General features: G+C 72.6%; 26 protein-coding genes. 18 read left to right on the top strand and 8 right to left on the bottom strand.

Annotated features, from left to right (window positions below; translation table 11 throughout):
• Nucleotides 1-7 precede the first annotated feature (7 nt).
• Both ACFQS7_RS19205 and ACFQS7_RS19200 read right to left on the bottom strand, forming a co-directional pair.
• A complete protein-coding gene (locus ACFQS7_RS19205) occupies nucleotides 8-514 on the bottom strand; it encodes a DUF29 family protein (protein WP_380068736.1) in 507 nt (168 codons plus the stop codon).
• 17 nt (nucleotides 515-531) lie between these two features.
• Nucleotides 532-2,034 carry a flavin-containing monooxygenase gene (locus ACFQS7_RS19200; RefSeq protein WP_380068735.1) on the bottom strand — a complete coding sequence of 501 codons (1,503 nt, stop codon included), beginning with the start codon at nucleotides 2,032-2,034 and terminating at the stop codon, nucleotides 532-534.
• A gap of 235 nt (nucleotides 2,035-2,269) precedes the next feature.
• Here ACFQS7_RS19200 and ACFQS7_RS19195 point away from each other — a divergent pair, with 235 nt between their 5' ends.
• Entirely contained in the window at nucleotides 2,270-3,001 is a 732-nt protein-coding gene (locus tag ACFQS7_RS19195) for a YbaY family lipoprotein (RefSeq protein WP_380068734.1), read from the top strand.
• 2 nt (nucleotides 3,002-3,003) lie between these two features.
• Here the strand turns inward: ACFQS7_RS19195 and ACFQS7_RS19190 are convergent, their stop codons facing one another.
• Nucleotides 3,004-4,020, bottom strand: a complete 1,017-nt coding sequence (locus tag ACFQS7_RS19190) for a D-cysteine desulfhydrase (RefSeq protein ID WP_380068733.1) — start codon at nucleotides 4,018-4,020, stop codon at nucleotides 3,004-3,006.
• 527 nt (nucleotides 4,021-4,547) lie between these two features.
• On the opposite strand from ACFQS7_RS19190, the gene ACFQS7_RS19185 reads away from it, so the two are divergent.
• Entirely contained in the window at nucleotides 4,548-5,678 is a 1,131-nt protein-coding gene (locus ACFQS7_RS19185; RefSeq protein WP_380068732.1) for an acyltransferase family protein, read from the top strand.
• Between the two features lie 150 nt (nucleotides 5,679-5,828).
• On the opposite strand, the gene ACFQS7_RS19180 is transcribed toward ACFQS7_RS19185, so the two are convergent.
• From ACFQS7_RS19180 to ACFQS7_RS19170, 3 genes are all read right to left on the bottom strand, one after another.
• Nucleotides 5,829-7,076: an MFS transporter gene (locus ACFQS7_RS19180; protein ID WP_380068731.1), complete on the bottom strand. Its 1,248-nt coding sequence runs from the start codon at nucleotides 7,074-7,076 to the stop codon at nucleotides 5,829-5,831.
• 7 nt (nucleotides 7,077-7,083) lie between these two features.
• Nucleotides 7,084-7,707 (bottom strand): hypothetical protein, encoded by a 624-nt coding sequence (locus ACFQS7_RS19175; RefSeq protein ID WP_380068730.1) that lies wholly within the window; start codon nucleotides 7,705-7,707, stop codon nucleotides 7,084-7,086.
• A 162-nt stretch (nucleotides 7,708-7,869) separates the two neighbouring features.
• Nucleotides 7,870-8,868 carry an aspartate-semialdehyde dehydrogenase gene (locus ACFQS7_RS19170; protein WP_380068729.1) on the bottom strand — a complete coding sequence of 333 codons (999 nt, stop codon included), beginning with the start codon at nucleotides 8,866-8,868 and terminating at the stop codon, nucleotides 7,870-7,872.
• A 125-nt stretch (nucleotides 8,869-8,993) separates the two neighbouring features.
• On the opposite strand from ACFQS7_RS19170, the gene ACFQS7_RS19165 reads away from it, so the two are divergent.
• Nucleotides 8,994-10,592, top strand: coding sequence for a lysine--tRNA ligase (locus ACFQS7_RS19165; RefSeq protein WP_380068728.1), 1,599 nt, complete (start codon nucleotides 8,994-8,996; stop codon nucleotides 10,590-10,592).
• Nucleotides 10,589-12,538 (top strand): lysylphosphatidylglycerol synthase domain-containing protein, encoded by a 1,950-nt coding sequence (locus ACFQS7_RS19160; RefSeq protein WP_380068727.1) that lies wholly within the window; start codon nucleotides 10,589-10,591, stop codon nucleotides 12,536-12,538. The genes ACFQS7_RS19165 and ACFQS7_RS19160 overlap by 4 nt, the downstream gene beginning before the upstream one ends.
• 9 nt (nucleotides 12,539-12,547) lie before the next feature.
• On the opposite strand, the gene ACFQS7_RS19155 is transcribed toward ACFQS7_RS19160, so the two are convergent.
• The gene (locus ACFQS7_RS19155; protein WP_380068726.1) at nucleotides 12,548-13,195 is read right to left on the bottom strand and encodes a helix-turn-helix transcriptional regulator; all 648 of its coding nucleotides are present in this window, start codon (nucleotides 13,193-13,195) and stop codon (nucleotides 12,548-12,550) included.
• Between the two features lie 181 nt (nucleotides 13,196-13,376).
• Between ACFQS7_RS19155 and ACFQS7_RS19150 the strand changes: the two genes are divergently transcribed.
• The 12 genes from ACFQS7_RS19150 to terL all read left to right on the top strand — a co-directional run bounded on the left by ACFQS7_RS19150 (nucleotide 13,377) and on the right by terL (nucleotide 24,853).
• Nucleotides 13,377-13,811, top strand: a complete 435-nt coding sequence (locus ACFQS7_RS19150) for a hypothetical protein (RefSeq protein WP_380068725.1) — start codon at nucleotides 13,377-13,379, stop codon at nucleotides 13,809-13,811.
• A complete protein-coding gene (locus tag ACFQS7_RS19145) occupies nucleotides 13,808-14,272 on the top strand; it encodes a hypothetical protein (protein WP_380068724.1) in 465 nt (154 codons plus the stop codon). The genes ACFQS7_RS19150 and ACFQS7_RS19145 overlap by 4 nt, the downstream gene beginning before the upstream one ends.
• A 142-nt stretch (nucleotides 14,273-14,414) precedes the next feature.
• Complete coding sequence (locus ACFQS7_RS19140; protein ID WP_380068723.1) at nucleotides 14,415-14,636, top strand: hypothetical protein; 222 nt, start codon at nucleotides 14,415-14,417, stop codon at nucleotides 14,634-14,636.
• Between the two features lie 5 nt (nucleotides 14,637-14,641).
• Complete coding sequence (locus ACFQS7_RS19135) at nucleotides 14,642-16,033, top strand: portal protein (RefSeq protein ID WP_380068722.1); 1,392 nt, start codon at nucleotides 14,642-14,644, stop codon at nucleotides 16,031-16,033.
• Nucleotides 16,034-16,038: 5 nt separating this feature from the next.
• The gene (locus tag ACFQS7_RS19130) at nucleotides 16,039-16,743 is read left to right on the top strand and encodes a capsid assembly protein (protein ID WP_380068721.1); all 705 of its coding nucleotides are present in this window, start codon (nucleotides 16,039-16,041) and stop codon (nucleotides 16,741-16,743) included.
• A 266-nt stretch (nucleotides 16,744-17,009) separates the two neighbouring features.
• Nucleotides 17,010-17,843: a phage capsid protein gene (locus ACFQS7_RS19125; RefSeq protein WP_380068720.1), complete on the top strand. Its 834-nt coding sequence runs from the start codon at nucleotides 17,010-17,012 to the stop codon at nucleotides 17,841-17,843.
• Between the two features lie 67 nt (nucleotides 17,844-17,910).
• Nucleotides 17,911-18,480, top strand: a complete 570-nt coding sequence (locus ACFQS7_RS19120; RefSeq protein WP_380068719.1) for a hypothetical protein — start codon at nucleotides 17,911-17,913, stop codon at nucleotides 18,478-18,480.
• 3 nt (nucleotides 18,481-18,483) lie between these two features.
• The gene (locus tag ACFQS7_RS19115) at nucleotides 18,484-20,358 is read left to right on the top strand and encodes a hypothetical protein (RefSeq protein WP_380068718.1); all 1,875 of its coding nucleotides are present in this window, start codon (nucleotides 18,484-18,486) and stop codon (nucleotides 20,356-20,358) included.
• Nucleotides 20,358-20,756, top strand: coding sequence for a hypothetical protein (locus ACFQS7_RS19110; RefSeq protein WP_380068717.1), 399 nt, complete (start codon nucleotides 20,358-20,360; stop codon nucleotides 20,754-20,756). The genes ACFQS7_RS19115 and ACFQS7_RS19110 overlap by 1 nt, the downstream gene beginning before the upstream one ends.
• A gap of 35 nt (nucleotides 20,757-20,791) precedes the next feature.
• Complete coding sequence (locus ACFQS7_RS19105) at nucleotides 20,792-23,110, top strand: phage tail fiber protein (RefSeq protein WP_380068716.1); 2,319 nt, start codon at nucleotides 20,792-20,794, stop codon at nucleotides 23,108-23,110.
• 5 nt (nucleotides 23,111-23,115) lie between these two features.
• On the top strand, nucleotides 23,116-23,436 hold the full coding sequence (locus tag ACFQS7_RS19100) for a hypothetical protein (RefSeq protein WP_380068715.1): 321 nt from the start codon (nucleotides 23,116-23,118) through the stop codon (nucleotides 23,434-23,436).
• Nucleotides 23,411-24,853, top strand: coding sequence for a phage terminase large subunit (gene terL / locus ACFQS7_RS19095; protein ID WP_380068714.1), 1,443 nt, complete (start codon nucleotides 23,411-23,413; stop codon nucleotides 24,851-24,853). The genes ACFQS7_RS19100 and terL overlap by 26 nt, the downstream gene beginning before the upstream one ends.
• Here terL and ACFQS7_RS19090 read toward each other — a convergent pair.
• Complete coding sequence (locus tag ACFQS7_RS19090) at nucleotides 24,850-25,074, bottom strand: hypothetical protein (RefSeq protein WP_380068713.1); 225 nt, start codon at nucleotides 25,072-25,074, stop codon at nucleotides 24,850-24,852. The two genes, terL and ACFQS7_RS19090, sit on opposite strands and share 4 nt — an antisense overlap.
• 72 nt (nucleotides 25,075-25,146) lie before the next feature.
• On the opposite strand from ACFQS7_RS19090, the gene ACFQS7_RS19085 reads away from it, so the two are divergent.
• A complete protein-coding gene (locus ACFQS7_RS19085; protein WP_380068712.1) occupies nucleotides 25,147-25,479 on the top strand; it encodes a hypothetical protein in 333 nt (110 codons plus the stop codon).
• A complete protein-coding gene (locus tag ACFQS7_RS19080; protein ID WP_380068711.1) occupies nucleotides 25,476-25,922 on the top strand; it encodes a cell wall hydrolase in 447 nt (148 codons plus the stop codon). The genes ACFQS7_RS19085 and ACFQS7_RS19080 overlap by 4 nt, the downstream gene beginning before the upstream one ends.
• The last annotated feature ends 616 nt before the right edge of the window (nucleotides 25,923-26,538 follow it).

Here is a 26,538-nt window from a genome sequence, read left to right as displayed (position 1 = left end):
GGCCGGTTCAGGCTGAGGGCAACGGCGGCCCGAGGCGGGCGGCGAGCCGCGCGGCCAGCGCCCGCGCATCGGCCGTCTCGCCGACAAGCTCCTCGATGCCGAAGGGCAGGTCGGCCGGCGGCGGCGGCATGGCATGGCCATCGAATTCGAGGTCCGCGGCGGCGTCGCGGCGTGCCCAGGCCAAGATCCTCGCCGGCGCGATCACCCGCCGCATGGAGGGGCGGCAGCGCCGCGCGGCATCGGTCGGGAAGGCATCGGCCTCCTCGATCCCATGCCGCGCGGCCTGATCCTGCGGCAGCGCCACGACCTTGATCCGATGGTCCAGCGCCTGGCCGAGGTTGCTCTCGACCTGGAAGCGCTGCTCCTTGCCCAGATCCTCGATCTCCTCCGCGACGTGCTCAGGGTCGAGGTCGTTGGGCAGGCGGGCGCCCGCCCCCGCCCGGGCGCGCAGCACCCGCGCCTGGTGCTGCGACCAGGCGTGGATGTCTTCGTCGTACAGCGCGGCCTGGCCCATGCGGCGCTCCGGGGCGCCTACTTGTAGACGAACTCCGCCCCGTCCAGGTCGATGGCCGGGAAGATGTCCTTCTCCGCCCAGTAGTCCTGGGTGTGCTGCCACTCCGGCTTGGCGCCGCGCCTCGGCAGCAGGTGCATCCCCCGCATCAGGTAGCCCGGGTTGAAGTTCTCCGGGTCGATCCAGGGCAGCAGCGGCATGTCGCGGTCCTCCGGCCGCAGCGCGACCTCGACCCGCCCGGCGCCCTTGCTGTCCATGTGGCCGAGCAGCCGGCAGACGAAGTCGCCGACCAGGTCGGCCCGCAGGGTCCAGCTGGCGCGGAAATAGCCGAAGACCCAGACCATGTTCGGCACGCCGGTGAACATCATGCCGCGGTAGGTCACCGTGTCGTGGAAGGCCAGCGGCTTGTCGTCGATCGAGAATTCGATGTCGCCGAGGACGTTCAGGTGGAAGCCCGTCGCGGTGACGATGATGTCGGCGTCGAGGTGCTGGCCGGACTTCAGCTGGATGCCGCCCTCGTCGAAGGTCTCGATCTCGTCGGTGACGACGCTGGCCTTGCCCGAGGCGATGCCGTGGAACAGGTCGGCATCGGGGACGAAGGCGATGCGCTGCCGCCACGGCCGGTAGTCCGGGGTGAAATGCCGGTCGAGGTCGTAGTCGGGGCCGAGGATGGAGCGCAGGTTGGCCAGCATCTCCGCCTTCACCTTGTCCGGCTCGGCGAAGCAGCGGTCGGTGAACTTCGATTGCTCCAGCAGGATCTTGCGGCGGACGATCTCGTGGATCCAGTGCTCGTCCACCTGCAGCGCGCGCAGTTCCTCGGCGATCTCGATGGCGTTGCGGCCGGTGCGGAAATAGGTCGGCGTCCGCTGCAGCATCACCACATGCGCGGCCTTGTCGCACATGTTCGGCACGATGGTGGCGGCCGAGGCGCCGGAGCCGATGACGACCACCCGCTTGCCGGTGTAGTCCAGGCCTTCCGGCCAGGTCTGCGGGTGGATGATCTGGCCCCTGAAGCGGTCCATGCCGGCCCATTCGGGGGTGTAGCCTTCCGAATGCCGGTAGTAGCCCTGGCACATCCAGAGGAAGCGGGCGCTGATCACCACCGCCTCGCCGGTATCGGTGCGGGTCGCCTCGATGGTCCAGCGGTTCTCGGCGCTCGACCAATGCGCCGAGCTGATCCTGTGGTTGTAGCGGATATGGCGGTCGAGGCCGTTCTCCTCGATCACGTCGCCCATGTACCTGCGGATCTCGTCCGCGGTGGCGATCGGCGTGCCGGTCCAGGGCTTGAAGCGGTAGCCGAAGGTGTGCAGGTCGCTGTCCGAGCGGATGCCGGGATACTTGTGCGTCCACCAGGTGCCGCCGAAGGTCTCCTGGCTTTCCAGCACCACGAAGCTGGTCCCCGGGCGCTGGGTCTTCAGGTGGTAGGCGCCGCCGACGCCGGAGATGCCGGCGCCGACGATCAGCACGTCGACCTGCTCGGCGGGTCGGGCGGTGGGGCGCTCGAGGGTTGCTGCCTCGGACATCGGGTCTCGTCCTCCGTGAATGCTTGGGCGCCAGCCTAGCCGGTTGCGGGCGGTTTGCACCGCAGATATGGGCGGCGGAACGGAAAGCCAGGCGCGTCTTGCGGGCAGGCTACGCGCGCCTGGGTCCGGATGCCTTGATCCGGATCAAGTCGGTCGATCGACCTGGAATGGTAGCCCTCGCCCTGCCCCGATCGGACGCTATCCTTGCCGTGACGATCGGGCCAGGAGCACGGCGATGCAGCGGCGGAGCGTGATCAGCCTGGCGGCGGGCTTGGCCATGGCCAAGGGAGCCCGGGCCCGGCAGGCGGCGATCCGCGGCAGCGCCGCCTACCGCGAACGCATGGCCCTGCCGCCCGGCGCGGTGCTGGCGGTGGCGCTGCAGGACATCTCCCGCGCCGACGCGCCGGCCGAGACCATCGCCGAGGCGCGCACCGTCATCGAGGGGCAGGTGCCGATCGCCTTCGCCCTGCCCTACGACCCGGCCCGCATCCAGCCCGGCCATCGCTATGCCGTGCGCGCGACGATCGAGATCGAGGGGAAGGTGGCCTTCCGCACCGAGGCCATCCACCCGGTGCTGACCGGCGGCGCCGACGAGGCGGTGGAACTCCGCCTGGTCCGCGCCGCCGAGGCGCCGACCCTGGTCGGGCCGGAATGGGTCGCCGAGGAGATCGGCGGCCGCGGCGTGGTGGACCGGGCGAGGACCAGCCTCGCCTTCACCGCGGACGGGAAGGTTTCCGGCTCCGGCGGCTGCAACCGCATCGCCGGCAGCGTCACCGTGGCGGGGGAGACGATCGCCTTCGGCCAGATGATCTCCTCCATGATGGCCTGCGCCCCGTCGATCGGCGAGCAGGAGGCGCGCTTCATGCGGGTGCTGGGCCAGGCGAGGCGCTGGCGGATCACCCCGGCGGGCAAGCTGGAACTGCTCGACCCGGCCGGGGTGCTGCTGGCACGGCTGGCGCGCCAGTAGGTTCAGCGCGCGGTGTCGCCGGCCAGGCCGAAGGCCGCCGGATAGCCGAACAGGCCGACCTGGCCGCCGGTATGCAGGAAGACCACGTTCTGGTCCTTGCCGAAGAAGCCCTTGCCGATCAGGTCGATCAGCCCGGCCATGCCCTTCCCGGAATAGACCGGGTCGAGCAGGATGCCCTCCTGCTCGGCCACCAGCTTGACGGCCTCGACCATGCCCTCGGTCGGGATGCCGTAGCCCTGGCCGACATAGTCGCAATTGGCGACGACGTGCTCCGCCTTGACCAGCGCCGGCAGGCCGAGATGCGCCATGGTGCGCTCGGCCAGCGCCAGGACATTGGCCTCCTGCTTCGGCTTCGGCGCGCGCACGCCGATGCCGAGCACGGGGATGCCGCTGTTCAGCGCGACCAGCCCCGCGACCAGCCCGGCCTGGGTGCCGGCGCTGCCCGTCGCATGCACCAGATGGTCGATGCGCAGTCCCATGTCGGAGGCCTGGGTGACCAGTTCCTGCGCCGCGTTGACATAGCCGAGCGCGCCCACGGGGTTCGAGCCGCCGCCCGGGATGACGTAGGGCGTCCGGCCGGCGGCGCGCATCTCCTCCGCCACCGCCTCCATCTCCGCCTGCATGTCGGTGCCGCCGGGGCGGCGGGAGACGCTGGCGCCGTGCAGCCGATCCATCAGCACGTTGCCGGAATTGACATAGGCCGGGTCCGTGTAGCCGGTCCGGTCCTCCAGCAGGATATGGCAGGCGAGGCCGAGCTTCGCCGCCGCCGCGGCGGTCTGCCGGGCGTGGTTGGATTGCGTGGCACCCTGGGTGATCAGGATGTCGGACCCTTGGGCGACGGCATCGGCGCAGAGGAATTCCAGCTTCCGCGTCTTGTTGCCGCCGGTCGACAGGCCGGTGCAGTCGTCCCGCTTGATCCAGAGCTGCGGCCCGCCGAGGTGTTTCGTCAGGTTCGGCATGGGCTCCAGCGGGGTCGGCATGTGGCCGAGCCGGATGCGCGGGAAGCGGGCAAGGTTCATGGGATGGCGTTCCTCGGACAGCGCGGCGCCGGAGTGGCGGCCGGCCTGGGCAGCGGCATCGGGGCCGCGTCGGGGGAAGGCTAGAACAGCCTCGGCCCGACTGGAACGGCACGCCGTTCCAGTCGGGCCGGGATAAGCTGCGCCGGCAGCGGACACCCTGGGGCGGATCGCGGAAGGCGGTTAGGCCCGTCCGGAAAGCGTCCGGTTGCAGCGGCGCTGCGAACCGGTCCGGATGCAAGCCGCCGGACCGCGCCACGCCCGCCGCGCGATCCAGGAAAAGGCACCGCGGTTGCCGCATGCTGCCGCCCCGATACCCCGAGCCGTGCCGGCGCGACGGATCGATGCGTAATCTGGGGCTATCCGTCCGCAGGGAAATCTCACCGTACAGGCGACAGGGCCCGAACGCCGCCAGCAAATCACCGCAACGCAACATAACGCCTTGCGCAGAGGTGATTGGAACTCAACCAGGTGCGACGCCTCGGGGCGTTCCGGTCTGGTAGCGTACGGATGCCGGGTGGGGGGAAGCCATGGTGGAAAAAGCCGGGCCAGTCGATACCGGGGCGGCGCGAGTCGGCTTCATTCCGGAATTGCACGCCTTGCGGGGCGCTCTGGCCTTCTGGGTCTTCGCCGCGCATCTCCTCGGCGATGCGGAGGGCACGCTGGCACTGCGCGTGCTCGGTGCCGGGGGCCTCGCGGTGGACGGCTTCATCATGCTGTCGGGCTTCGTCATCGCCATGACGCTGCGGGACGGCAAGGTCAGCTACCGCGCGTTCATCACCCGCCGCGTCTTCCGGCTGTTCCCGGTGCTTGCGGTCTGCGTCGTCCTCGCCCTGGTCGTGCACGCGCTCGCCGGGCCGAGGCTGGTGCGCGAATTCCCGGACACGCCGCTGCGCATCCTGCTGGTGCTGGGGATGGTGCAGGGCATGGTGCCGGACGCGCTGTTGAGCTGCGCCGCCCGGTCGGTGCTCGGCCCGGCCTGGAGCATCTCGCTGGAATGGCAGTTCTACCTCATCGCCCCGGCGCTGATCGGCTTCATGGGCGCAGGGGCCGGCAGCGCCCATGGCGGGCGGCCGATCGCGCTCGGGCGGACCATGATCGTCGCCGCCGGCACCCTGGCCGGCGCCTGGGTCAGCTTCCGCATGCTGAGCTTCTGCGGCACGAGCTCCTTCCTGCCGATGCGGCTCGGCTACTTCCTGGTCGGCATCCTCTCGGCCCAGGCCTGGCTCGCGCTCCGCGGCGCTGGGGCCGAGACATTGCACCTGGTCTTCGCCGGACTGGTCGCGCTGATCTTTGCCTTCATCCCCTCGATGCAGCTGCTGACGCTGCTGCCCTGGGTCGCCGTGCTCTATGCCAGCCTCGCCGAGCGGGACCCGCTCGCGCGGCCGCTCCAGGCCCTGCTGCACACCAGCCCGATACAGCAGCTCGGCAGCATCTCCTTCAGCCTCTACCTCGTGCACATGCCGGTGATCCATGCGGTGCAGGTACTTGCCGATGCCACCACCCTGCCGCCGTTCTGGCGCGCCGGCCTGATGGTGGTTCTGGCCGTCGTCATCACCCTGGTGGCGGCGGCGGGAATCTGGAAATGGGTGGAACTGCCGTGCATCGCCCTGGGCCGCCGCGTCGCGGCGCTCGGCAGGCCGGTGGCGCATCCCGCCTAGCGCAGACCGCGCGAGGGCTTGGATCCGCCCTGCGAACGAGGAGCACCGGCGGTGCCGCGTTCACTTTCGCACGCAAGCCGCTGCCGCACGACCCGGGCAGTCTGACGTCAGGCGCGCAGCCACCGGATGCGGCGCCTCCGGCGCCGCCGGTCAGGCCGGCTCGCGCGCCGGCTGCGCCGCCGGCCGGGCGTCCTGCCCGGGGCCTGCCGCCGCATCCGGCGCGGTCTCCGGCATCGCGCCCCAGGCGAGCGCCAGCGCGGCGAGCCCGGCCCCCGCCAGGGCGGTGAAGGCCACCCCGGCACCGAACTCGGCCGCGAGGAACCCCGCGGCCGTGGTGCTGACCGTGGCGCCGAGGCCTGCCGCGAGGCCGAAGACCCCCATGCAGGTGTTGAACCGGTTGGTGCCGCGCGTCAGGTCGGCCGCCAGCAGCGGCAGCAGCACGCCGAACACCGCGGCGCCGATGCCGTCGAGCGCCTGCACGAGCACCAGGCCGAACGGATGGTCGATGACCGCGAGCAGCAGCCCGCGCACCGGCAGCGCGCCGAGGCCGAGCAGCAGCACCAGCCGCCGCCCGCGCCGCTCCGCCAGCCGCCCCATCCAGGGCGAGATCAGCGCGACGACGAGCTGCGGCGCGACGATGCAGGCGGCGATCACCAGGTTGGCCATGGAGCCGGTGCGCGCCGTGACCTCGGTGCCCGCCAGCGGCAGCATGGCCGCGTTCGACAGCGCGAACAGCGCGCAGCAGCCGGAGAAGACCAGCACGCCGCGACTGCGCAGCAGGTCGCGCAGGCTGCCTGGGTCGGGCGCCGCCTCCTCCTGCGGGGTGGCCGCCGGGCGCGGCGCCAGGTCGCCGGCGCGGATCCGGGACAGCGCCAGCATGGCCGGCAGGGTCAGCGCGGCGGTCAGCCAGAACACCGCGGCACCCGACACCCAGGCGCCGACCGCGCCCATCAGCCCGGCCGACAGCCCGTTGCCGAGCGCGCGGTAGCGCGCATTGCGCCCCAGCCGCTCGCCCAGGCCGGCGCGGCCGACCAGCACCAGGCTGATGGCCGCGACCGCGGGGGCGAGCACGCAGCTGGCGAAGCCGTGCAGCACCTCCGAGGCCATGACGGGCAGCGTCGTCGGCCAGGCGGCCAGCACGAGGGCGCTCAGTGCCAGGCTGACCAGGGCGGCGAAGACGGCGAGGCGCTTGCGCGGCGTGGCGTCCACCACCATGCCCGCCGGCACCTGGCTCACCAGGGCGGTGAGGGTGCCGAGGCTGAGGGCGAGGCCGATCTGGAATTCCGTCCATTCCTGCGTCGCGAGGTAGACGGCGATGAAGGGGCCGAAGCCGGTCTGGACATCGGCGACGAAGAAGTTGAGCCAGTCGAGCGCGCGCTCGCTGCGCCGAGGCGCCATGCCCCGGCTAGTCCCGCGCCGCGGCGGGTGCGGCGGCCTCCGGCGGGGCCGGTGCGGCCTCCAGCGGGGCTGGTGCTGCCTCCGGCGGGGCCGGTGCTGCCTCCGGCGGGGCGGCGACGACGAGCGGGCCGTCCGGCTTGAACTCCGGGAAATTCGTCAGCTGGTCCGGCCCTAGAGCGAGGCTGATGGCGCCCGCCTGCTGGCCGGGCGCGAAGCGCAGGGCGCGCCAGGCGACCGCGATGCGGCGCTTGCCGACGCCGAGGAAGCCGCCGTAGTCGAGGATGGCGGCGCGCGGCAGGCCGGCGGCATCGACCAGCACGTTCACGACCTGGGCGACCACCTGCCCGCCCGGCCCGGTCACCTCGCGCCCGAGCAGGCGGACCACCGAGCCGGTCGGGAGCGTCTCGCTGGCCGCGGGGCGCACCGGCTTCGCGGGATCGTCCTGCGCCAGGGCGGCCGGCATCCAGGCCAGCAGGCAGGGCAGCAGGAGGCCGGCGGCGCCCGCGCGGAGCGACCGAGGCGCGGCGCCTGCCCGGGCGGTCCCGCCGGACGGCGCATGCCCCGGCGGCCCGGCTCGCCGGTGGATCGGCAGGGGCCGGGATGGCCATTCCTCCGAAGCGGCGGTGCTCATGCTGTCCTCCGTGGCGCGGGGCGATGCGCGGGGAGAACAGGACGGCGGCGGGGACGTTCCCGGCGGCCGGCGCGGCCCGGCCGGCAACCGGGCGAAGCCGGTTGCGCCGGACCGGCCGAAGCCGGCTGCGCCGGACCGGGCGAAGCCGGCCGCGCCGGGCGGTCAGCCCAGCTTCATGCGCTCGGCGATCTGCACCGCGTTCAGCGCCGCGCCCTTCAGCAGCTGGTCGCCGCAGAGGAAGAAGTCGAGCCCGCAATCGCCGAACACCGGGTTGGCCCGGATCCGCCCGGCCTCGACGTCGTCCTGGCCGGTCGCGGTGATCGGCATCGGGTAGCGCTGCTGGGCCGGCTCGTCCACCAGCTTGACGCCCGCGGCCCGCGCCAGGACCGCGCGCGCTGCCTCGGGCGTCACCGGCCGTTCGGTCTCGATCGTCACCGCCTCCCCGTGCACCCGGAAGGTCGGGATGCGGACCGCGGTGCAGGAGACCAGCAGATCGGGCATCCCCATGATCTTCCGGCTCTCCCAGGCGACCTTCATCTCCTCCCGCGTATAGCCGTTCGGCTGGAAGCTATCGATCTGCGGGATGACGTTGAAGGGCAGCGGGTGGGCGAAGACCGAATGCCCGGCCGGGCCGCCCTCGACCAGCACCCGGCGGGTCTCCTGCTCCAGCTCGGCCATGCCCTCGGCGCCGGCGCCGCTGGCGGCCTGATAGGTGGAGACGATGACCCGCTTCAGGCCGAAGGCCTGGCGCAGCGGCTCCAGCGCCACCACCAGGATGGCGGTGGTGCAGTTCGGGTTGGCGATCAGCTTGTGGGCGCCGATGGCCTCGGCATTCACCTCCGGCACCACCAGGGGGACGTCGTCCTCCAGCCGCAGGGCGGAGGAATTGTCCACGACCGCGACGCCCTGCACCGCCAGCTTCCTGGCATGCGCCTTGGCGAAGTCGCCCGAGACGGCCAGCAGGGCGAGGTCCAGGCGGCCGGCGGCGGCCTCCGAGTATTCCTCTATCGTCACCTCGCCCCAGGGGGTCGCCTGCTTCAGGCCGGCGCTGCGGGCGGAGGCGAACAATTTCAGCGCGGTGACCGGGAAGCGCCGCTTGCCCAGGACCTCGACCAATTCCTTCCCGACCGCGCCCGTGGCCCCGATCACGCCGACCCGCATGACACCCATTTCCTTCCGCGAAGCCGGCGGTTTAGCCCGGGTTTCACGGCACCGCCACTGTCCCGCGGGGATGGCAGCCCCGCCGCCGCGTTGACCCCGCCGCCGCCCCCTGCCATCTGGCCCGGATGAACGCCGATCCATCGCTCCGCAGCGTCAAGGCCTGGCCCTTCGAGGAGGCCGCCAAGGTCGCCGATCGTCTCGCTGCCAATCCGAAACCGGAAGGCGCCCCAGGGGGAGCATTGTTCGAGACCGGCTACGGCCCCTCCGGCCTGCCGCATATCGGCACCTTCGGCGAGGTGGCGCGCACCACCTGGGTGCGCCGTGCCTTCGAACGCATGACCGGCCTGCCCGCCCGGCTGATCGCCTTCTCGGACGACATGGACGGGCTGCGCAAGGTGCCGGACAACGTCCCCAACAAGGCCATGCTGGCGGAACACCTGGGCCGGCCGCTGACCGCCATCCCCGACCCCTTCGGCACGCATCCCAGCTTCGGCGCGCACAACAACGCCCGCCTCCAGGCCTTCCTCGACACCTTCGGGTTCGAGTACGAATTCGCCTCGTCCACCGATTACTACCGCGGCGGCCGGTTCGACGCCGCGCTGCTGCGCATGGCCGAACGGCACGAGGCGGTGAGGACGGTGATCCTCCCCACCCTCGGGGCGGAACGGAAGGCCACCTACTCGCCTTTCCTGCCCATCCATCCGGAGACGGGCGTGGTCATGCAGGTGCCGATGGAGGAGGTGCGGCCGGAGGACGACCTGCTGGTCTGGACCGACCCCGCGACCGGCCGGCGGCACGGCACCCGCATCACCGGCGGCGGCTGCAAGGCGCAGTGGAAGGCCGACTGGGCGCTGCGCTGGTTCGCGCTCGGCGTCGACTACGAGATGTCGGGCAAGGACCTGATCGATTCGGTGAAGCTGTCGGGGCAGATCTGCCGGGTGCTCGGCGGCACCCCGCCGGCCAGCTTCACCTATGAGCTGTTCCTCGACGAGAACGGCCAGAAGATCAGCAAGTCGAAGGGCAACGGCCTGACCATCGACGAATGGCTGCACTACGCCCCGCCGGAATCCCTGGCGCATTTCATGTACCACGCGCCGCAGCGGGCCAAGCGGCTGTTCTTCGATGCCATCCCGCGCGCGGTGGACGACTACCTCGGCAACCTCGACAAGCTGCGCACCCAGCCGGACCCGGCCAACCCGGCCTTCCACATCCACAACGGCAGCAGCAACGACCCGGGATCGCCCATCCCCTTCACCATGCTGCTGAACCTGGCCAGCGTCATCAACGCCACCGGGCCGGAGATGCTCTGGGGCTTCATCCGCCGCTACGCCCCGGACGTGACGCCGGAGAGCCACCCGATCCTCGACCGGCTGGCCGGCTATGCGGTGGCCTACTACCGCGACTTCGTCGCCCCCACCCGGCGCTACCGGGCGCCCACCGACCTGGAGCGCACCGCGCTGGCCGACCTGCTGCAGGTGCTGCGCAGCCTGCCCGAGGACAGCACCGCCGAGGCGATCCAGGATAGGCTCTACGAGATCGGCAAGCGGCACCCCTTCGCCACCCTGCGCGACTGGTTCGGCTGTCTCTATCAGGTGCTGCTTGGCGCCCAGGAAGGCCCGCGCTTCGGCGGCTTCGTGGCGCTGTACGGCATCCCCGGCACCATCGGGCTGATCGAGACGGCACTCGCCCGCGAGTCGCCCGCCCCCGAGACCCCCGCCGCGTGAGCCCCCGCCTCGCCTGGCTGCGCCGGAACGGGCCCGCGGTCTTCGGCGTGGTCCTGCTGGCGGCGGCCATCTTCGTCGTCCAGCGCGAATTCCGCACGCTTTCGGTCGCCGAGATCCGCACCGCCATGGAGGCGCTGCCGGCCGTGGCACTGTGGCAGGCGGCGGGCTTCACCGTGCTCGCCTACCTGGTGCTGGCGATCTACGACAAGCTCGGCTCGATCTATGCCGGCCACCCCGTCTCCTGGCCGAAATCCTTCCTCGCCTCCTTCTGCGGCTACTCGCTTGCCCACAACCTCGGCTTCGCCGCCGTGTCGGGCGCCGCGGTGCGCTACCGGCTGTACTCCGCCTGGGGGCTGACGCCGCTCGAGATCGCCAAGGTGGTCGGCTTCACCAGCCTGACCTACGGGCTCGGCGGCATGGCGCTCGGCGGCCTGGTGCTGGTCTTCGAGCCGGAGGTGGTGCCCTGGTTCGGCACCCACCTGCCGCATTGGGCGCTGCAGGCCATGGCGGTGCCGCTCTGGGGCGTCGTCGGCACCTACGTGGTGATGAGCCGCTTCAAGCGTCACGTCCGGCTGTTCGGGCACGAGATCGACCTGCCCCAGCCGCGCATGGCCTTGATGCAGACCGGCCTCGCCACCGTGGACGTCGCGGTCACCGCCGCCATCTTCTACGTCCTGCTGCCGCCGGCCGAGGGGCTGACCTTCCTGCGCTTCGTCGGCATCTACCTGGCGGCCTATTCCGCCGGCATCGCCGCCCATGTCCCCGGGGGCCTCGGCGTCTTCGACGGCGCCATCCTGCTCGGCCTGCAGCCCTACATGCCGGCACCCGAGGTGATCGGCGCGCTGCTGGTCTTCCGGCTGTACTACTACATCATCCCGCTGTTCATCTCCGGCACGCTGTTCGTCAGCTTCGAGCTCGGCCAACGCCGCAACATCTTGCAGCGGGTCACCGCGCTGGGCCGCGGGGCGGAGACGCTGGAGGTGCCGGCGATCGCCTCCCTCGTCGCACTCGCCGGCGCGCTGCTGATCTTCCTCGGCGCGCTGCCGACCAAGGGGACGATCATCGAGGCCTGGGCAGGGCACGCCGCGGCGCTTGCCTCCCACTTCGCCGCCTCGGTCGTCGGCTCGCTGCTGCTGGTCATGGCCTATGGGCTGCTGCGGCGGCTGACCATCGCCTGGGGGATGACGCTGTTCCTGCTGGCGAACGGCGCCGTCATCGGCTGGCTGCGCGGCGAGGCCTGGTGGCTCTGGGCCGGCTTCCTGGTGCTGGCCGGGCTGGTCGCCAGCCTGCGCGGCGCCTTCTACCGCGACAGCCGGCTGATGCGCGAACCGCTCTCGCCGGAAGCCGTGGTGCCGATGACCGCGGTCGCCGCCTGCGGCATCACCCTGGCGCTGGTCGCCTATGGCGGCAAGGTGTCCGAGACCGCCTGGTGGGGCGTGGTGTTCAGCGAATGGGCGCCGGACAGCCTGCGCTTCACTGTCGGCCTCACCGGTGTGCTGCTGCTGGTCGGCATGGTGCGGCTGCTGCGGCCGGCCCGGCACGCGCCGCTCGACTGGGATGCGCCGACCCGGGCGCGGCTGGCCGCGCTCGGCGGCCAGGCGCCGGCGGAGGCGGACGGCGCGGTGTTCGGGGAGAACGAGCTCGCCGGCTTCGCCTTCCTCAAGCGCGAGGGCGTCTGGCTGGCGCTGGGCGACCCGGCGGGGGAGCGGCGCGACGCGATCTCGGCGATCTGGCGCTTCCGCGACCTCTGCGAGCGGGCTGGCGTCGACGCCGCCTTCTGGCGCGTCGGCCCCGACTACCTGCGGGTCTATGCCGATATCGGCCTGCATGCGGTGCCGCTGCGGGCGGCGGAGACGGACCCGCCCTGCTACCTGGCGCTGCGGGCGGAGCGCGACCTCGAGAGCCTGCGCCCGCTGCTGCCGCCGGAGCTGCGGCGGGCGGCCTGAACGGGTTGCCTACTGCGTCGCCCAGACCACCCGGTGCATCCAGGTGATCTCCGGCAGCTCGAAGCTGTAGTCCGGATGCACCGGGTTCAGGCTGCGCAGGTCGATCCGCTTGGCGGATTGCCGCTTCAGCTCCTTCGCCATCACTTCCCCCTTCTGCGTCCGCACCACCACGCGGTCGCCGCGCCGCACCGGCGCGCCGGGGGAGACGATGACCACGTCGCCGTCGCGGAAGACTGGCTCCATGCTCTCGCCCGAGATCTCCAGCGCATAGGCATTCGGGTCGCCGATCTCCGGCACCGCGATCTCGTCCCAGCCGCCGCCCACCGGGTAGCCGCCATCGTCGAAATACCCCTCGCCGCCGGCCTGGGCGAGGCCGATCAGCGGGATGCGCCGGCCCGCCAGCCCACGCCCGCCGCGCGGCAGCGCCGCGATCCCGGTGACGAGGGAGGCGAATTCGGAGAACCCCGCCCCGGTCGCCGCCAGCACCTTGGCCACGCTTTCGGTCGAGGGCCAGCGCGCCCGTCCATCGGCGCCGATGCGCTTCGAGGGGTTGAAGGCGGTCGCGTCCAGCCCGGCCTTGCGGGCGAGGCCCGAGGCGGAAAGCCCGTTCTCGGCGGCGAGCGCGTCGAGCGCGCGCCAGATATCCTCATGCGTCACGGCATCGTCCCTGCGGGCGCGGAGCCCGCCACATCGTGGTTCGCTTCATGGGGATAACATCCTAGGGATGGTGTCAGAGTGCAATAGGCTAATTTTCCTCAATTTCTCTTGCCTTCGGGATTATTGCGCGCATAAGTTCACGATGTGTTCCCGCACAGCGCGAGAGAGGAAAATCCCCCCGATGCCCACTTTGCCCCGCCCCGCCGCCGTCCCCGCCCCCCGCGGCCGTGCCGAGACCAAGCCCTTCCGCAGCGCCGAGGAAGCCTGGTTCTGGACCATGGCCGCGCTGACCGCGCGGCGCGACGGCGCCCGCATCGTCTCCGGCGCCGGCCTGGTGCAGCGGCCCTGCGAGGCGGACGACGTGGTGAAATGCCTCGACCGGCTGTACCGCCAGCGCCGCATCGACCTGCAGCATGCCCGCATCCTGCGGATCTGGGGCGAACGGCAGCAGGCACCCGACCCGCGGTATCCGCGCGAGCGCGGCGATTCGCGGCTGTGGCGGGAAGCGATGGCGCGCCTGGACTGGCCGCTGCGGGTCAAGGGCATCGTCGACGGCCCCGCGCTGCCGATGATGGAGTCCGCTGACATAATCCCGTTCCCCGGCAATCCGCGGTGACCGCGGGGGCTGCCGCGCCGGCCGCCGCGCGGCCGGCGCATCGCCGCGCGGCGGAGGCCGGGCAGCGCGCCTTCATCGTCTTCGGCGGCACCGCCGACCAGCCCTGGCTGCGCCTGTTGCGGCCCGGCTTCCGCCACTGCTTCGCGGTGCTGGCGGATGCCGCCGGCTGGACCGTGCTCGACCCGCTGTCGGGCCGGCTGGTGGTGGCGCGGCTGGAGGTGCCGGCGCAGTTCGACCTGCCCGGCTTCTATCGCCGCGCCGGCTTCGCCGTGGCCGGTCCCTTCGCGCCCGGCCGCCCGCGCTGGCGGCTGCTGCCGCCGCTCGCGCCCTTCACCTGCGTGGCGCTCTGCCGCTCCGTGCTGGGCACCGGCGCGCCCTTCGCCGTGACGCCCTGGGGGCTGTTCCGCGCCCTCGCCGGCACTAGGAAAAATATCTTGACAACCGCTGCGCGATCGCGTTAATCCTTCGTTCGTCAACGGGCGATCTGCGCCCGGCGGCATCCTCCGATCCCTCCCCCGACCTCACCACGGGCCCGCCCCCCTCGCCGGGGGCGGGCCCGTGGGCGTTTCGGGCTGGGCTCCCCAACAGATCGAGGTGACGCGCATGGGTGGCCTGTTCCGCGCCCCGAAGCCGGTCGTCGTCCCGCCGGCGCCAACCCCCGACCCGGCGCCTGCCCCACCCCCGCCCGAACAGCAGGGCGCGACGGCCCACGCCGAGGCCCGCAGCCGCGCCGCGCGCGGCCTGGAGGGCACCATCGCCACCAGCGCCCGCGGCGTGCTGGCGGCACTGCCGGCCACCCCGCGCAAATCCCTGCTGGGGGAATGAACCGCATGGACCCGACCGAGATCCTCGCCCGCCATGCCGCGGCGCTGGAACGCCGCCGGCCGCTCGAGCCGCTCTGGCAGGCCTGCTACGACCACGTCCTGCCGGGCCCCGCCGCAGGTGCGGCGCTGTTCGACGCCACCGCGGCGGATGGCGCCGAACAGCTCGCCGCCTCGCTGCTGGCCGAGCTGACCCCGCCCTGGTCGCGCTGGTTCGGGCTGGCCCCGGCCCGGCCGACCGAGGACCGCGCCACGGCGGAAGCCCTGGAAGACGCGGCGGCGACGCTGCAGGGGCATCTCGACCGTTCCAACTTCACCGTCGAGATGCACCAGGCCTTCCTCGACCTGGTCGTCGCCGGCACCGGCCTGTTGCTGGTCGAGGAAGCCCCGCTCGGCGAGGCCTCCGCGCTGCGCTTCACCGCGGTGCCGGTGCGGTGCGCGGTGCTGGAGGAAGGCCCGGACGGCCGGCTCTCCACCATCTACCGCCAGGCCCGGCTGACCGCGGCGCAGATCCGGGCGCGCTTCCCCGCCGCCGCGCCGGCGGGCGACGCCGAGGACCCGACGCTGCACCCGGTGCTGGAAGCGGTCTGGCCGGACCGCGGCACCGCCCGCTACGCCGCGATCCTCGCCGACCCCGCCGACCCGCGGCTGCTGGCCGAGGGCCGCTTCACCGAAAGCCCGGCCATCGCCTTCCGCTGGCTGAAGGCGCCTGGCGAGGTCTACGGCCGCGGCCCGGTGATGAAGGCGCTGCCCGACATCCGCACCGCCAACAAGGTGGTGGAGCTGGTCCTGAAGAACGCCTCCATCGCCGTCACCGGCATCTGGCAGGCCGAGGACGACGGCGTGCTGAACCCGGACACGGTGAAGCTGGTCCCTGGCGCCATCATCCCGAAGGCGCCGGGCAGCGCCGGGCTGACGCCGCTGGCGGCGCCCGGCAATTTCGACGTCTCGCAGCTCGTGCTGCAGGACCTGCGCGCGCGCATCCGCACCGCGCTGCTGGCCGACCGCATCGCGCCCCTGCAATCGGCGCCGATGACCGCGACCGAGGTGCTGGAACGCGCCTCCCAGGCGGCCCGTCTGCTCGGCGCCACCTATGGAAGGCTGCAGACCGAGCTGCTGACGCCGCTGGTGACGCGCTGCCTGGCGATCCTGCGGCGCCGCGGCGAGATCCCGCCGCTGCTGCTGGACGGGCGCGACGTGGCGCTGCGCTACGAAAGCCCGCTGGCCCGCGTGCAGGGCCGCGCCGATGCGGCGAACACGCTGCTCTTCCTGCAATCGGTCGGCTCGCTCGGCGGCACCGCGGCGGCGCAGCTCGATGCCGCCGCGGCGACGCGCTGGCTGGCGAAGACGCTCGGCGCGCCGGCCGAGGTGCTGATCCCCATCAACCCCATCCGGGAGTGACCCGCATGCCCGAGGACCTGCTGCAGCCGACCGAGGCCGTACTGGACGTGCCGGAGAAGTTCCGCGACTCGACCGGCGCGGTGCGTATCGACGCGCTGCTGAAATCCTATCTCGAACTCGAACGCCGCATGTCGCAGCGCGCCGGCCGCCCCGCCGCGGATGCGGCGCCGGAGGATCTCGCCCGCTTCCGCCAGGCGATGGGCATCCCGGAGGCGCCGGAGGGCTATGCCATCGCCGCGCCGCACGACCTCTGCTGCGCCGATGCGGAGATCAACGGCCGGCTGCACGCGGCCCACTTCTCCAACGACCAGGCGCAGCTGGTCTACGACCTGGCGGCGGAGCGCCTGCTGCCGCTGATCGCCGAGGCCGCGGCGCAGTACGAGGCCGACCGCCAGCGCGCCGTGCTGATCCAGCACTACGGCGGGGAGGACGGCTTCCGCCGCATGGCGGCGCAGCTCGCCGCCTGGGGCCAGGCCAGGCTGCCGCCGCCGGTCTATGCCGCGCTGGCCTCGACCGCCGAGGGCGTCATGGCGCTCGAGCAGATGATGCGCGGGCAGGAGCCCGGCCTCGGCCGCGACACCGCGGCGCCCGCGGCCGAGAGCGAGGGCGAGCTGCGGGCGATGATGCGCGACCCGCGCTACTGGCGCGCGCGCGATCCGCAATTCATCCAGCGCGTGACCGACGGCTTCCGCCGCCTGGTCGGCAGCTGATCCGGCGGGGCTCGAGCGTCCCTCCCCCCGACTGACGCTCGCCCCGCCGCCGGGGCCCCCGCGCGGCTAGCCGCGTGGGGTGCCCCGTTCCGGGGGCGGGCGGCTGCGCCGGCCGATCGGCTGCCGCGCACCGCCCGCCCCCGCCCCATCCCACGGCCGCGCCCAACCCGCCGATGCGGGCGCGCGGCCGCGCCCGCCGCGCCGGCCCGGCACGACCGGCCAACCGATGCGGCGTGCATCCCCCCACCCGTCAGAAGGACCGCAGCATGTCCGCTTCGATCGACCAGGCCTTCATCAAGCAGTACCAGGCCGAGGTGCAGGAGGCCTACCAGCGCCAGGGCTCCAAGCTGCGCCCCACCGTGCGCAGCAAGTCCGAGGTGCGCGGCGCCTCCACCGTCTTCCAGAAGGTCGGCACCGGCACCGCCGCGGCCAAGGCGCGCAACGGCGTCGTCCCGGTGATGAACATCGACCACAGCTCGGTCGAGTGCTTCCTGCAGGACTACTACGCCGGCGACTGGGTCGACCGGATGGACGAGCTGAAGACCAACATCGACGAGCGCACCGTCGCCGCCAATGCGGGTGCCTATGCGCTCGGCCGCAAGACCGACGAGCTGATCATCGCCGCGATGGACAGCGGCACGCGGGAAGCGGTCGGCACCGGCAGCAGCGAGACCGACGCGGATGGCCTGACCCGCGCCAAGGTGCTGCTGGCCTTCCAGATGCTGGGCAATGCCGACGTGCCGGATGACGGCCAGCGCTATGCGGTGGTCGGCTGGAAGCAGTGGAGCGAGCTGCTGACCATCCAGGAATTCGCCAACGCGCAGTATGTCGGCGATGCCGAGCTGCCCTGGAAGGGCACCCAGGCGAAGCGCTGGCTCGGCGCGACCTGGATCCCGCACAGCGGCCTGACGAAGACCGGCGCGCTGCGCTACTGCTACTTCTACCACAAGACCGCCATCGGCCATGCCGCGGCGGCCGAGATCGGCACCGACATCACCTGGCACGGCGACCGCGCCGCGCATTTCGTCAACACGATGATGAGCCAGGGCGCCGTGCTGGTGGCCGATGCCGGTCTCGTGCGGATGCGCTGCAAGGAATAGCGGCGCCTCCCGGCCCCGTCCCGTCCGGGACGGGGCCTTTTCCCCCGTCCATTGCCGGAGTCCCCCGATGGCCCTCTCCGCCCTCGCGCTCTGCGCGCGCGCGCTGCTGAAGCTCGGCGCGCAGCCCATCGCCTCGCTCGACGAAGGCACCGCCGAGGCCGAGGTCGCGGCCAACCTCTATCCCGGCCTGCGCGACGCGCTGCTGGCGGCCCACCCCTGGAGCTTCGCCACCGGACAGGCGACGCTGCCGCGGCTGGCGGCGAGGCCCACGGCGGATTTCCGGCACGCCTTCCAGCTGCCCGCCGGGTTCCTCCGCGCGCTGTCGGCCGGCAGCCCCGACCGCGGCCGCGGCCTGACCTACCGCATCCTCGAGGACCGGCTGCACTGCGACGCCGGGCAGGTGGTGCTGACCCATATCTTCCGCCCCGACGAGAGCGGCTTCCCGCCGCATTTCGCCGCCGCCCTGGTGGCCCGCCTGGCCGCCGAATTCTGCATCCCCCTCACCGAGAACACCGCGCGCGCGCAGCTGCTGGCGAACCAGGCCGAGGCCGAGTTCCGCGCCGCCCGCCGCGCCGACAGCCAGCAGGCGACGCCGCGCGCGATCGAGGATTTCCCGCTCATCGCGGTGCGGGGCTGAGCCATGGCGCAGACCCGCACGCTGAAGACCAGCTTCACCGCCGGCGAGCTGGCGCCCGAGCTGCTCGGCCGGCCCGACTTGCGCGCCACCGCCAACGGCGCGCGCCGCCTGCGCAACGTCTTCATCCAGCCGACCGGCGGGGTGACCCGCCGCCCCGGCCTGCGTCACGTGGCGATGCTGCCCGGTCGGGCGAAGCTGATCGCCTTCGAGTTCAACACCGAGCAAGCCTACCTGCTGGTGCTGACCGAAGGCACGCTCGGTGTCTTCGTCGGCGATGCGCAGGTGGCGCAGGTCGCCGGCCCCTGGACCGCGACGATGCTGCCGCAGCTCGCCTACACGCAGAGCGCCGACACGCTGCTGCTCTGCCATCCCGACATGCCGCCGCAGCGGGTGACCCGCACCAGCCACACGAGCTGGACGGTGGCGCCGTGGAGCTTCACGCGGGAGCCCTTCTACCGCTTCTCGGATGCCACGCTGGCGGCTTCGGCCATCACCGGCACGGTGACGCTGACCGCCTCCGCCACCGTCTTCCAGCCTGGCCATGCCGGCGTCCGCTTCCGCCTCGGCGGCAGGCGGCTGCTGGTCACCGCGGTCGCCAGCCCGACCCAGGCGACCGCGACGGTGGAGGAGACGCTCCCCGGCACCGCCGCGACCACGGACTGGGACGAAGCCGCCTTCTCCGCCCTGCGCGGCTGGCCGGTGACGCTCTGCTTCCACCAGGACCGCCTGGTGCTGGGCGGCTCGCGCGACCTGCCGAACCGGTTGTGGCTGTCGCGCACCGGCGACCTGTTCAACTTCGACCTCGGCACCGGGCTCGACGACCAGGCGATCGAATTCGGCCTGGTCTCGGACCAGGTGAACGCCATCCGCGGCGTCTTCTCCGGCCAGCACCTGCAGGTCTTCACCTCGGGCGCCGAGTGGATGGTCTCGGGCGCGCCGCTGACGCCGGGCAGCATCCAGCTCAACCGGCAGACCCGCGTCGGCTCGCCGGTCGCGCGGCTGGTGCAGCCGGTGGACGTGGACGGCGCGACCATCTTCGCCGCCCGCACCGGGCGGGGGATCTTCGAATTCGCCTATACCGACCTGCAGCAGCTCTACCAGGCGAACGACCTGGCCCTGGTCTCGCAGCATCTGGTGCGGGACCCGGTGGCGATGACCTACGACCAGCGCCGGCGCCTGCTGCACGTGGCGATGGCCGACGGCACGCTGGCGACCTTGACGCTCTACCGCGCCGAACAGGTCACCGCCTGGACCCGGCAGGAGACCGACGGCCTCGTCCGCTCGCTCGCCGACATCGAAGGCGCGGTCTGGGCCGTGGTGGAGCGCGACGGCACGCCGCGGCTCGAACGCTTCGACGAGACGCTGGCGCTCGACGCAGCGCTGACCGGCAGCGCGGCGACCGCGCAGGACACTTGGACCGGGCTCGGCCATCTCGGCGGCCGCAGCGTCGGCATCGTCGCCGATGGCGCGCCGCGCGGCGCGGCGGTCGTCGCCGATGCCGCGGTCACGCTCGACCCGCCGGCGCGCACGGTGCAGATCGGCCTGCCCTTCGCGCACGAGATCGCGCCGCTGCCACCCGATCTGGCCATTCCCGGCGGCACAGGTGCTGCGCCGCTGCGGCTGGTCTCCGTCACCTTCCGCCTGCTGGACACCAGGGCGCTCGCCGTCGATCTCGGCCGCGGGCCGGTGCCCGTCACCTTCCGCCGGCTCGGCGCCGCGCTGCTCGACGCGGCGCCGCCCGCCTTCACCGGCGACGTCCGGCTGCGCGCCATCGGCTGGCGGCGCGACGCGCTGGCGCCGCTCTGGCGTATCGCCGACGACACGCCGCTGCCGATGACGCTGCTTTCCGTCACCACGGATATGAGGATCACTGACTGATGGGCGCTCTCGCCTCACTCGCCACCCTCGCCGGGGCTGGCGCTTCGATCTACGGCAATGTCCGCCAGGCGCAGCAGCAGGGTGCCCTGAACAGGGCGCAGGTCGGGATCGCGCAGCAGCAGGATGCGCAGCAGCGCCAACTGACGCTGGCGAAGACCATCGCCACGACGCGGGCACGGCTGGCGTCGGGTGGCGTCGCGCCCGATGCCGGCTCGGCCGCCGCGCTGGCCGCGGGCCTGACGCAGGAAGCCGCCGCGGCGCAGGGCGCCGACGATGCGACGCTCCGCGCCCGCCTGGCGCAGGGCCGCATCAGCCTGCTGAACCCGGACGGCACCTTCAACGCGCTGCTGCAGAGCGGCCGCACCCTGGGCTCGGTCACCCGCAGCCTCCTCGACTAGCGGCACCCCAACCCCTTTTCGGAGTCCCTCGCCCGATGGACGAGCACATCAGGATCGGCGACGTCGCGCCGCGCGTGCAGTACCTGGCCGATGGCACCCAGGCGCACTTCACCTACCCCTTCCCGATCTTCGCCGCCGCGGATCTCGAGGTCCGCCTCGACGGCCTCGTCCTCGCCTCCGGCTACGCCGTCACCGGCGCCGGCGCGTCCGAAGGCGGCAGCGTTGTGTTCGACACCGCGCCCGCCGCCGCGCGCCGCGTCACGCTGCGGCGCAACTTGGCCGTCGTCCGCACCAGCGACTTCCAGGAGAACGGCATCCTCCGCGCCCGCACCCTGAACGACGAGCTGGACTACCAGGTCGCCGCGCTGCAGGAGGTGAAGGAGGAACTCGGCAACGCGCTGCGGCTCGATGCCTCCGAGGTCGGCGGCGCCGCTGCCCTGCCGCTGGCCGCGGCCCGCGCCAACCGGCTGCTCGGCTTCGACAGCGTCGGCGCGGTCACGGTCTTCGACCGCGGCGAGGCCACCATGACCGCCCCCTTCCCCGGCGGCATCCCGCGCACCGTGGAGGACAAGCTGTCCGAGCACCTCTCCGCCCGCGACTTCGGCGCGGTCGGCGACGGCGCGGCGGATGACGGGCCGGCGCTGCAGGCGGCGATGAACGCGGCGGCCGCCAGCGGCAAGCTGCTGGAGATCGGCGAGGGCAGCTTCCGCACGACCATGCCGCTGCTGCTGCCGGGCGCTGCCGCGGGGCTCTCGATGCGCGGCACCATCCTCTATGCCGGGCCGGGCGGGAATGCCGCGCTGACGCTCGGCGACGGCGGCACGGCCAACAACCAGCGCAAATCCTATACCGGCCTCGCCGTCTTCCGTGCGCTGCAGAGCGACTGGATCGACGAGGCCGATGTCGGCATCCGCATCCGCAACATCGATGCCTGCATCGTCGATGTCCGCCGCGCCGAGCGCTTCACCATCGGCGTGCAGCTGGTGGGCGACGCACGCGGCTGCGAGGACAGCGACCTGCGCTACGGCCGCATCGTCGACAACCGCATCGGCCTCGACCTGCGGACGCTGACCGCCGGCGCCTGGATGAATTCGCTGCGCCACCAGGGCGGGCACTTCGCCTGCTCCGGCGCCACCAACCCCGGCATGGGCCGCTTCGGCGTGCGCCTGTCGGCCGCGTCCGGCGCCTATAGGCTGCACAATACGCATCTCTTCACCGGCCCGGCCTTCGAGCTGCAGCGGCAGGGCACGCCCGGCACGGTCGATGCCATCCCCTTCCTGCTGGAAGTGGACGGCCGCGGCCTGATCGCCACCGGCATCCGGATGGAGGCCTGCTCGCCCTTCGTCGCGCGGCACACCGGCGGGTTCTCGGACGCGCGCTACGAGGTCGCCTATGTCGGCACCTACGGGTTCGCCGGCTGCGCCGTGGACTATGCCGGCGCGACGCGGGCCGGCGGCACGGTGCTGCCGCTGCACCAGGCCACCGCCGCGCTCGGCACGCCGCGGCTGGTCGCCGAGGCGTCGAATGTCCGCGCCCGCGCCTTCCGCTGGGACGCCGCCTCGACCGGCTTCGAGGGCCTGGCCGTGCTGTCGGGCAACCCCGCCGGACCGCCTGCGACGCTCAACGGCTTCTGCTTCGCCGGCCTGTCCAGCATCGGGCTGAACGCCGACACGGTAACGCTGCCGACCAGCCGGGCGCTGGCCTTCGTCGTCGATTGCTCCGGCTGCAAGGAGTTCTTCCTCGCGGCCGAGGGCAGCGCGCTGCGGCCGATGGCGATGCAGTTCGATGCGGCGGAGAATGTGCTCGACGGCAGCGCGCCGGCGCTCTGGTCCAACATGAACGCCGTGTTCCAGGGCAGCCCGTCCTATTGGTGGGAAGGCAACGCGGACCTGGACAGCCTGACCGGCGGCCTGGCGCTGAACCGGTTGCAGCGCGTCACCTTCGCACCCAATGCCGCCTACGCCGTCATCGGCGTGCGCGGCGGCGGTGCCGCCTCGGTGCTGAAGTCGCTGCGGCTCTACGTGCCGGCGACCGAGGCGCCGATGGTGCTGGCCGGCGCCGGGCGCGGCTGGGGAACGCGGGAACTGGCGGCCTCGCTTGACCATGACCCGCCGGGCCTCGCCGCCGGCGCCAGTGCGACGCAGGCGGTGGCGCTGCCGAACGTGCAGAACGGCGACTTCGTGCAGGCCGGCTTCACCGGCGGCGCCTCGGCCTTCGTCGAATGGACCGCCGCGGTCACCACCACCGGCGCCGCCGGGACGGTGACCGCGCGCGCCACCAACCGCCATGGCACGCTCGCCATCGACCTCGCCGCCGGGACGCTGCTCGTCCGCGCGGTGAAGCCGCGGGCCTGACGCGGATGGCCGGCAAGCGTGGGCTGCAGCGCGACCTCGACTACGCCGCCGCGGCGCGGCTCGTCTTCGACGCCTATATCGACTTCCTCACCACCCCGGTCGCGGCGGCGGAGCGCGGCGATCCGAAGGCCGTCACCGCCTGGCACGGTGCCGGCCGCTCCGCGCTGGCGCATCTCGCCGAGCTCGAGAAGCGCGCGATCTCGATCGGCGACGACACCCAGGCGGAGGAGATCGGCGGCCTGCTCGCCGAGGCACGCCGCAGTCTCGCCGACGACCCCAACGAGGAGAAGGAGGACCCGGATGGCGACCCAGGAGGCGCAGCCTGACTTCCTCGAATTCGTCTGGATCTGGAACCGCCTGCAGGGCCAGCCGACGCCGGCCCCGCATCGTCGCGTCGCCCGCTGGCTGCAGGCGCGGCGGGATGCGGACGACCGCCGCCTGCTGTTGATGGCCTTCCGCGGCTGCGGCAAGTCGACGCTGGTCGGGCTGTTCTGCGCCTGGCGCCTGCTGCGCGAACCCGACACGCGCATCCTGGTGCTGGCGGCCGACCAGGCGCTGGCGGTGAAGATGGTGGCGCAGGTGCGGCGCATCCTGGAACGCCATCCGCTCTGCGCCGCCTTGCGGCCGGACCGCCCGGGCGACTGGGCGATGGACCGCTTCACCGTGCAGCGCCGCGCGGTGCTGCGCGATCCCTCGATGCTGGCGCAGGGGCTGGGCGGCAACATCACCGGAGCGCGGGCCGACCTCATCGTCTGCGACGACGTCGAGATCGCCGCCAATTGCGACACGCCGGCGAAGCGGGAGGAGCTGCGCACGCGCCTCGCCGAATGCGAGTTCATCCTGGTGCCCGGCGGCACCCTGCTGTTCGTCGGCACGCCGCATGCCGCGGAGACGATCTACGCCCCGCCGACTGCGGACGGCGCCTTCCTGCAGGGCTATCGCCGCCTGGTGCTGCCGCTGCTGGACGCGAACGGCGAGAGCGCCTGGCCGGAACGCTTCACGCCGGCGGGGATCGAGGCGCTGCGCCGCCGGGTCGGGCCGCTCGCCTTCGCCCGGCAGATGCTGCTGCAGCCCGTCGCGGCCGAGGCGCTGCGGCTCGATCCCTCGCTGATCATCCGCTACGCGGAGGAACCGGAGTACCGCGAGGCCGGCGGCCGGGCGCAGCTCTCGCTGCTCGGCCGCCGGCTGCTGTCCGGCAGCGGCTTCTGGGATCCGGCCTACGGCCGGCCCGGGGTCGGCGACGGCAGCGTGCTCGCGGTGGTCTACGTGGACGGCGAGGCGAACAGCTACCTGCACCGGCTGGCCTGGCTGACGCACGACCCGGACAGCGCGACCGACCCGGCGACGCAGCAATGCCAGGCGGTCGCCTGCGTGCTGCGCGATCTGCTGCTGCCGGTGGTGCGGGTCGAGACCAACGGGCTCGGCCGCTTCCTGCCGGCGCTGCTGCGGCGCGAGCTGGCGCGCGCCGGCGTCGCCTGCACCGTGCTGGACCACAGCAGCCGGCGCGCCAAGGCGGAGCGCATCCTGTCGGCCTTCGACCCGGCGCTGGCCGGGCGCCGGCTGCACGCCCATGCCGGCGTCTTCCGCACCCGCTTCGCCGCCGAGATGGCGGCCTGGCGGCCGGATGCGCCGAATGGCCGCGACGATGCGCTGGATGCGGTGGCCGGCTGCCTGCTGAACGAGCCGGTGCGGCTGCCGCAACTGCCGCCGGCGGTGCGGGGGATGCCGTGGCGGGGCGTCTAGCCGGCGCTCCGCAGCACGTCCCGCGCATGCCGCGCGGTGCCGGCCGCGGTCATCTCCCAGCGCCCGTCCTGGCGCCGCCTGGCCAGGCCCATGCCGTCGAGCCGCGCCAGGCACGGCCCGTCCTTCAGCCCGTCCGGCCTGCCCGGCGGTCCGACCAGCGTCAGCCGGTGCAGGGCCGAACGGCAGCAGCTTTCCAGATAGGGCTCGTTCCAATCCGTCACGGAGTTCGCTCGTCCCGGTTGCGCATCCCCGCAGGGTGGGCGTGCCGGACCCACCCTTCAAGGAGACCCGCCATGCAGATCGAGCCGACCTGGTGGATCACGGCGATCGAGGCGCCGATCGTCGCCGCCCTGTTCCATATGCTGCACGGCCTGCGCCGCGACCTGCAGGACCGGATCGAACGCAGCGACCAGCGCGAGAGCGACGTCGTCACCCGCACCCGCGACGAGCTGGCCGAGTTCAAGCTGGAGGTGGCGCGGGCCTATGTGCCGCTGTCGCTCATCCGCGACGTCGACCAGCGGCTGTCGCAGCACCTGCTGCGGATCGAATCCAAGCTGGAGGAGGTGAAGCGCTGCACCGCGCCGCCCGGCCGCCACCGCGGCGTGGTGGGGGAGGACGTGGCATGACCGCGCCCGAGATCCTCGCTTTGACCCTGCGCGCCGAGGCAGGCGGCCGGCCGGTGCGCGCCATCGAGGCACTGGCCGCGCTGGTGGTGAACCGGGCGCGGCAGGCGGCGGCCGATGCGGCGGACCTGGCCCGCTTCGCCCCGGGCGGCGCCCCGGGGGAGGCCTGGACGGCGCTGCTGGCACGGGCCTGCCGGGCGCCCTTCCTGTTCGGCTGTTGGCGGCCGGGGCACCCGCGCCGCGCGGCGCTGCTGGAGGCGGCGCGCGCCGAGGACGGCGCCCTGGCGATCTGCCGCCGGGTCGCGGCGCGGGCGGTGGCGGGCGTCCTGCCGGATCCGACGGAAGGGGCCACGCATTGGCACGACGCGGCGGTGCTGCCGGGTTGGGCGGTGGGGCGGGTGCCGAGTGCGGAGATCGGCGGGCTGGTGTTCTATCGGCTGGCGTAGAGGCAAGGTCGGGGAGGGAAACGTATTCCCTCCCCGAACCCCTCGCTTCCTTTTTGCCCGTCCGGCACCCGTCGCGCGGCAGGTGCCGACCCACAGACATGGAGGAGGGTCCAGGGAGCCTGGAGCCGCCTATGGCGAACAATCTTGTAAGCCCGACCACAACGTTACCAAGGTTGGGGTCGAGGGTTCGAATCCCTTTGCCCGCTCCAGTCGTTATCCCGACAACCTGTCTCTTCTAAGTTAGACTCCGCGCTAAGGCGCAGGTTTCCGGCCGATTTTAGCCGCTACCTTGATGGTGCTGATCCGGAATTAGGGCGTGTTTTCTCTCCAAAACGCTGGGGAGTCTCCGAACCTTGAGGGTAGCCTGATTTAACCCTCAAGCTTTAACGCGTTGAAATAAAGCAATCTTCAGGCGGCGCACTGGTCCTCCATTCAGTAAGCCCATCCCTTATCGGTCGAAGCAGCGAAACAAATCGCTTTCGCCGCCCCCCAAGCTCTTGCCCTTAGCGTAGCGCGGATAATCCGCCTGGATCCGTCTCGACGGCACCCTTGTGTCTGGCGGGACCACTGGCATCGCTCAGCCGGCCCGCTGACACGTCTCCAGCGCTGGAGGTGC

Source organism: Dankookia sp. GCM10030260 (genome assembly GCF_042666655.1).
In the GTDB taxonomy this organism is placed as follows: Bacteria; Pseudomonadota; Alphaproteobacteria; order Acetobacterales; family Acetobacteraceae; genus Paracraurococcus.
The sequence above is the reverse complement of the archived record's forward strand: the minus strand, read 5'-3'. Positions and strand labels throughout refer to the sequence as shown.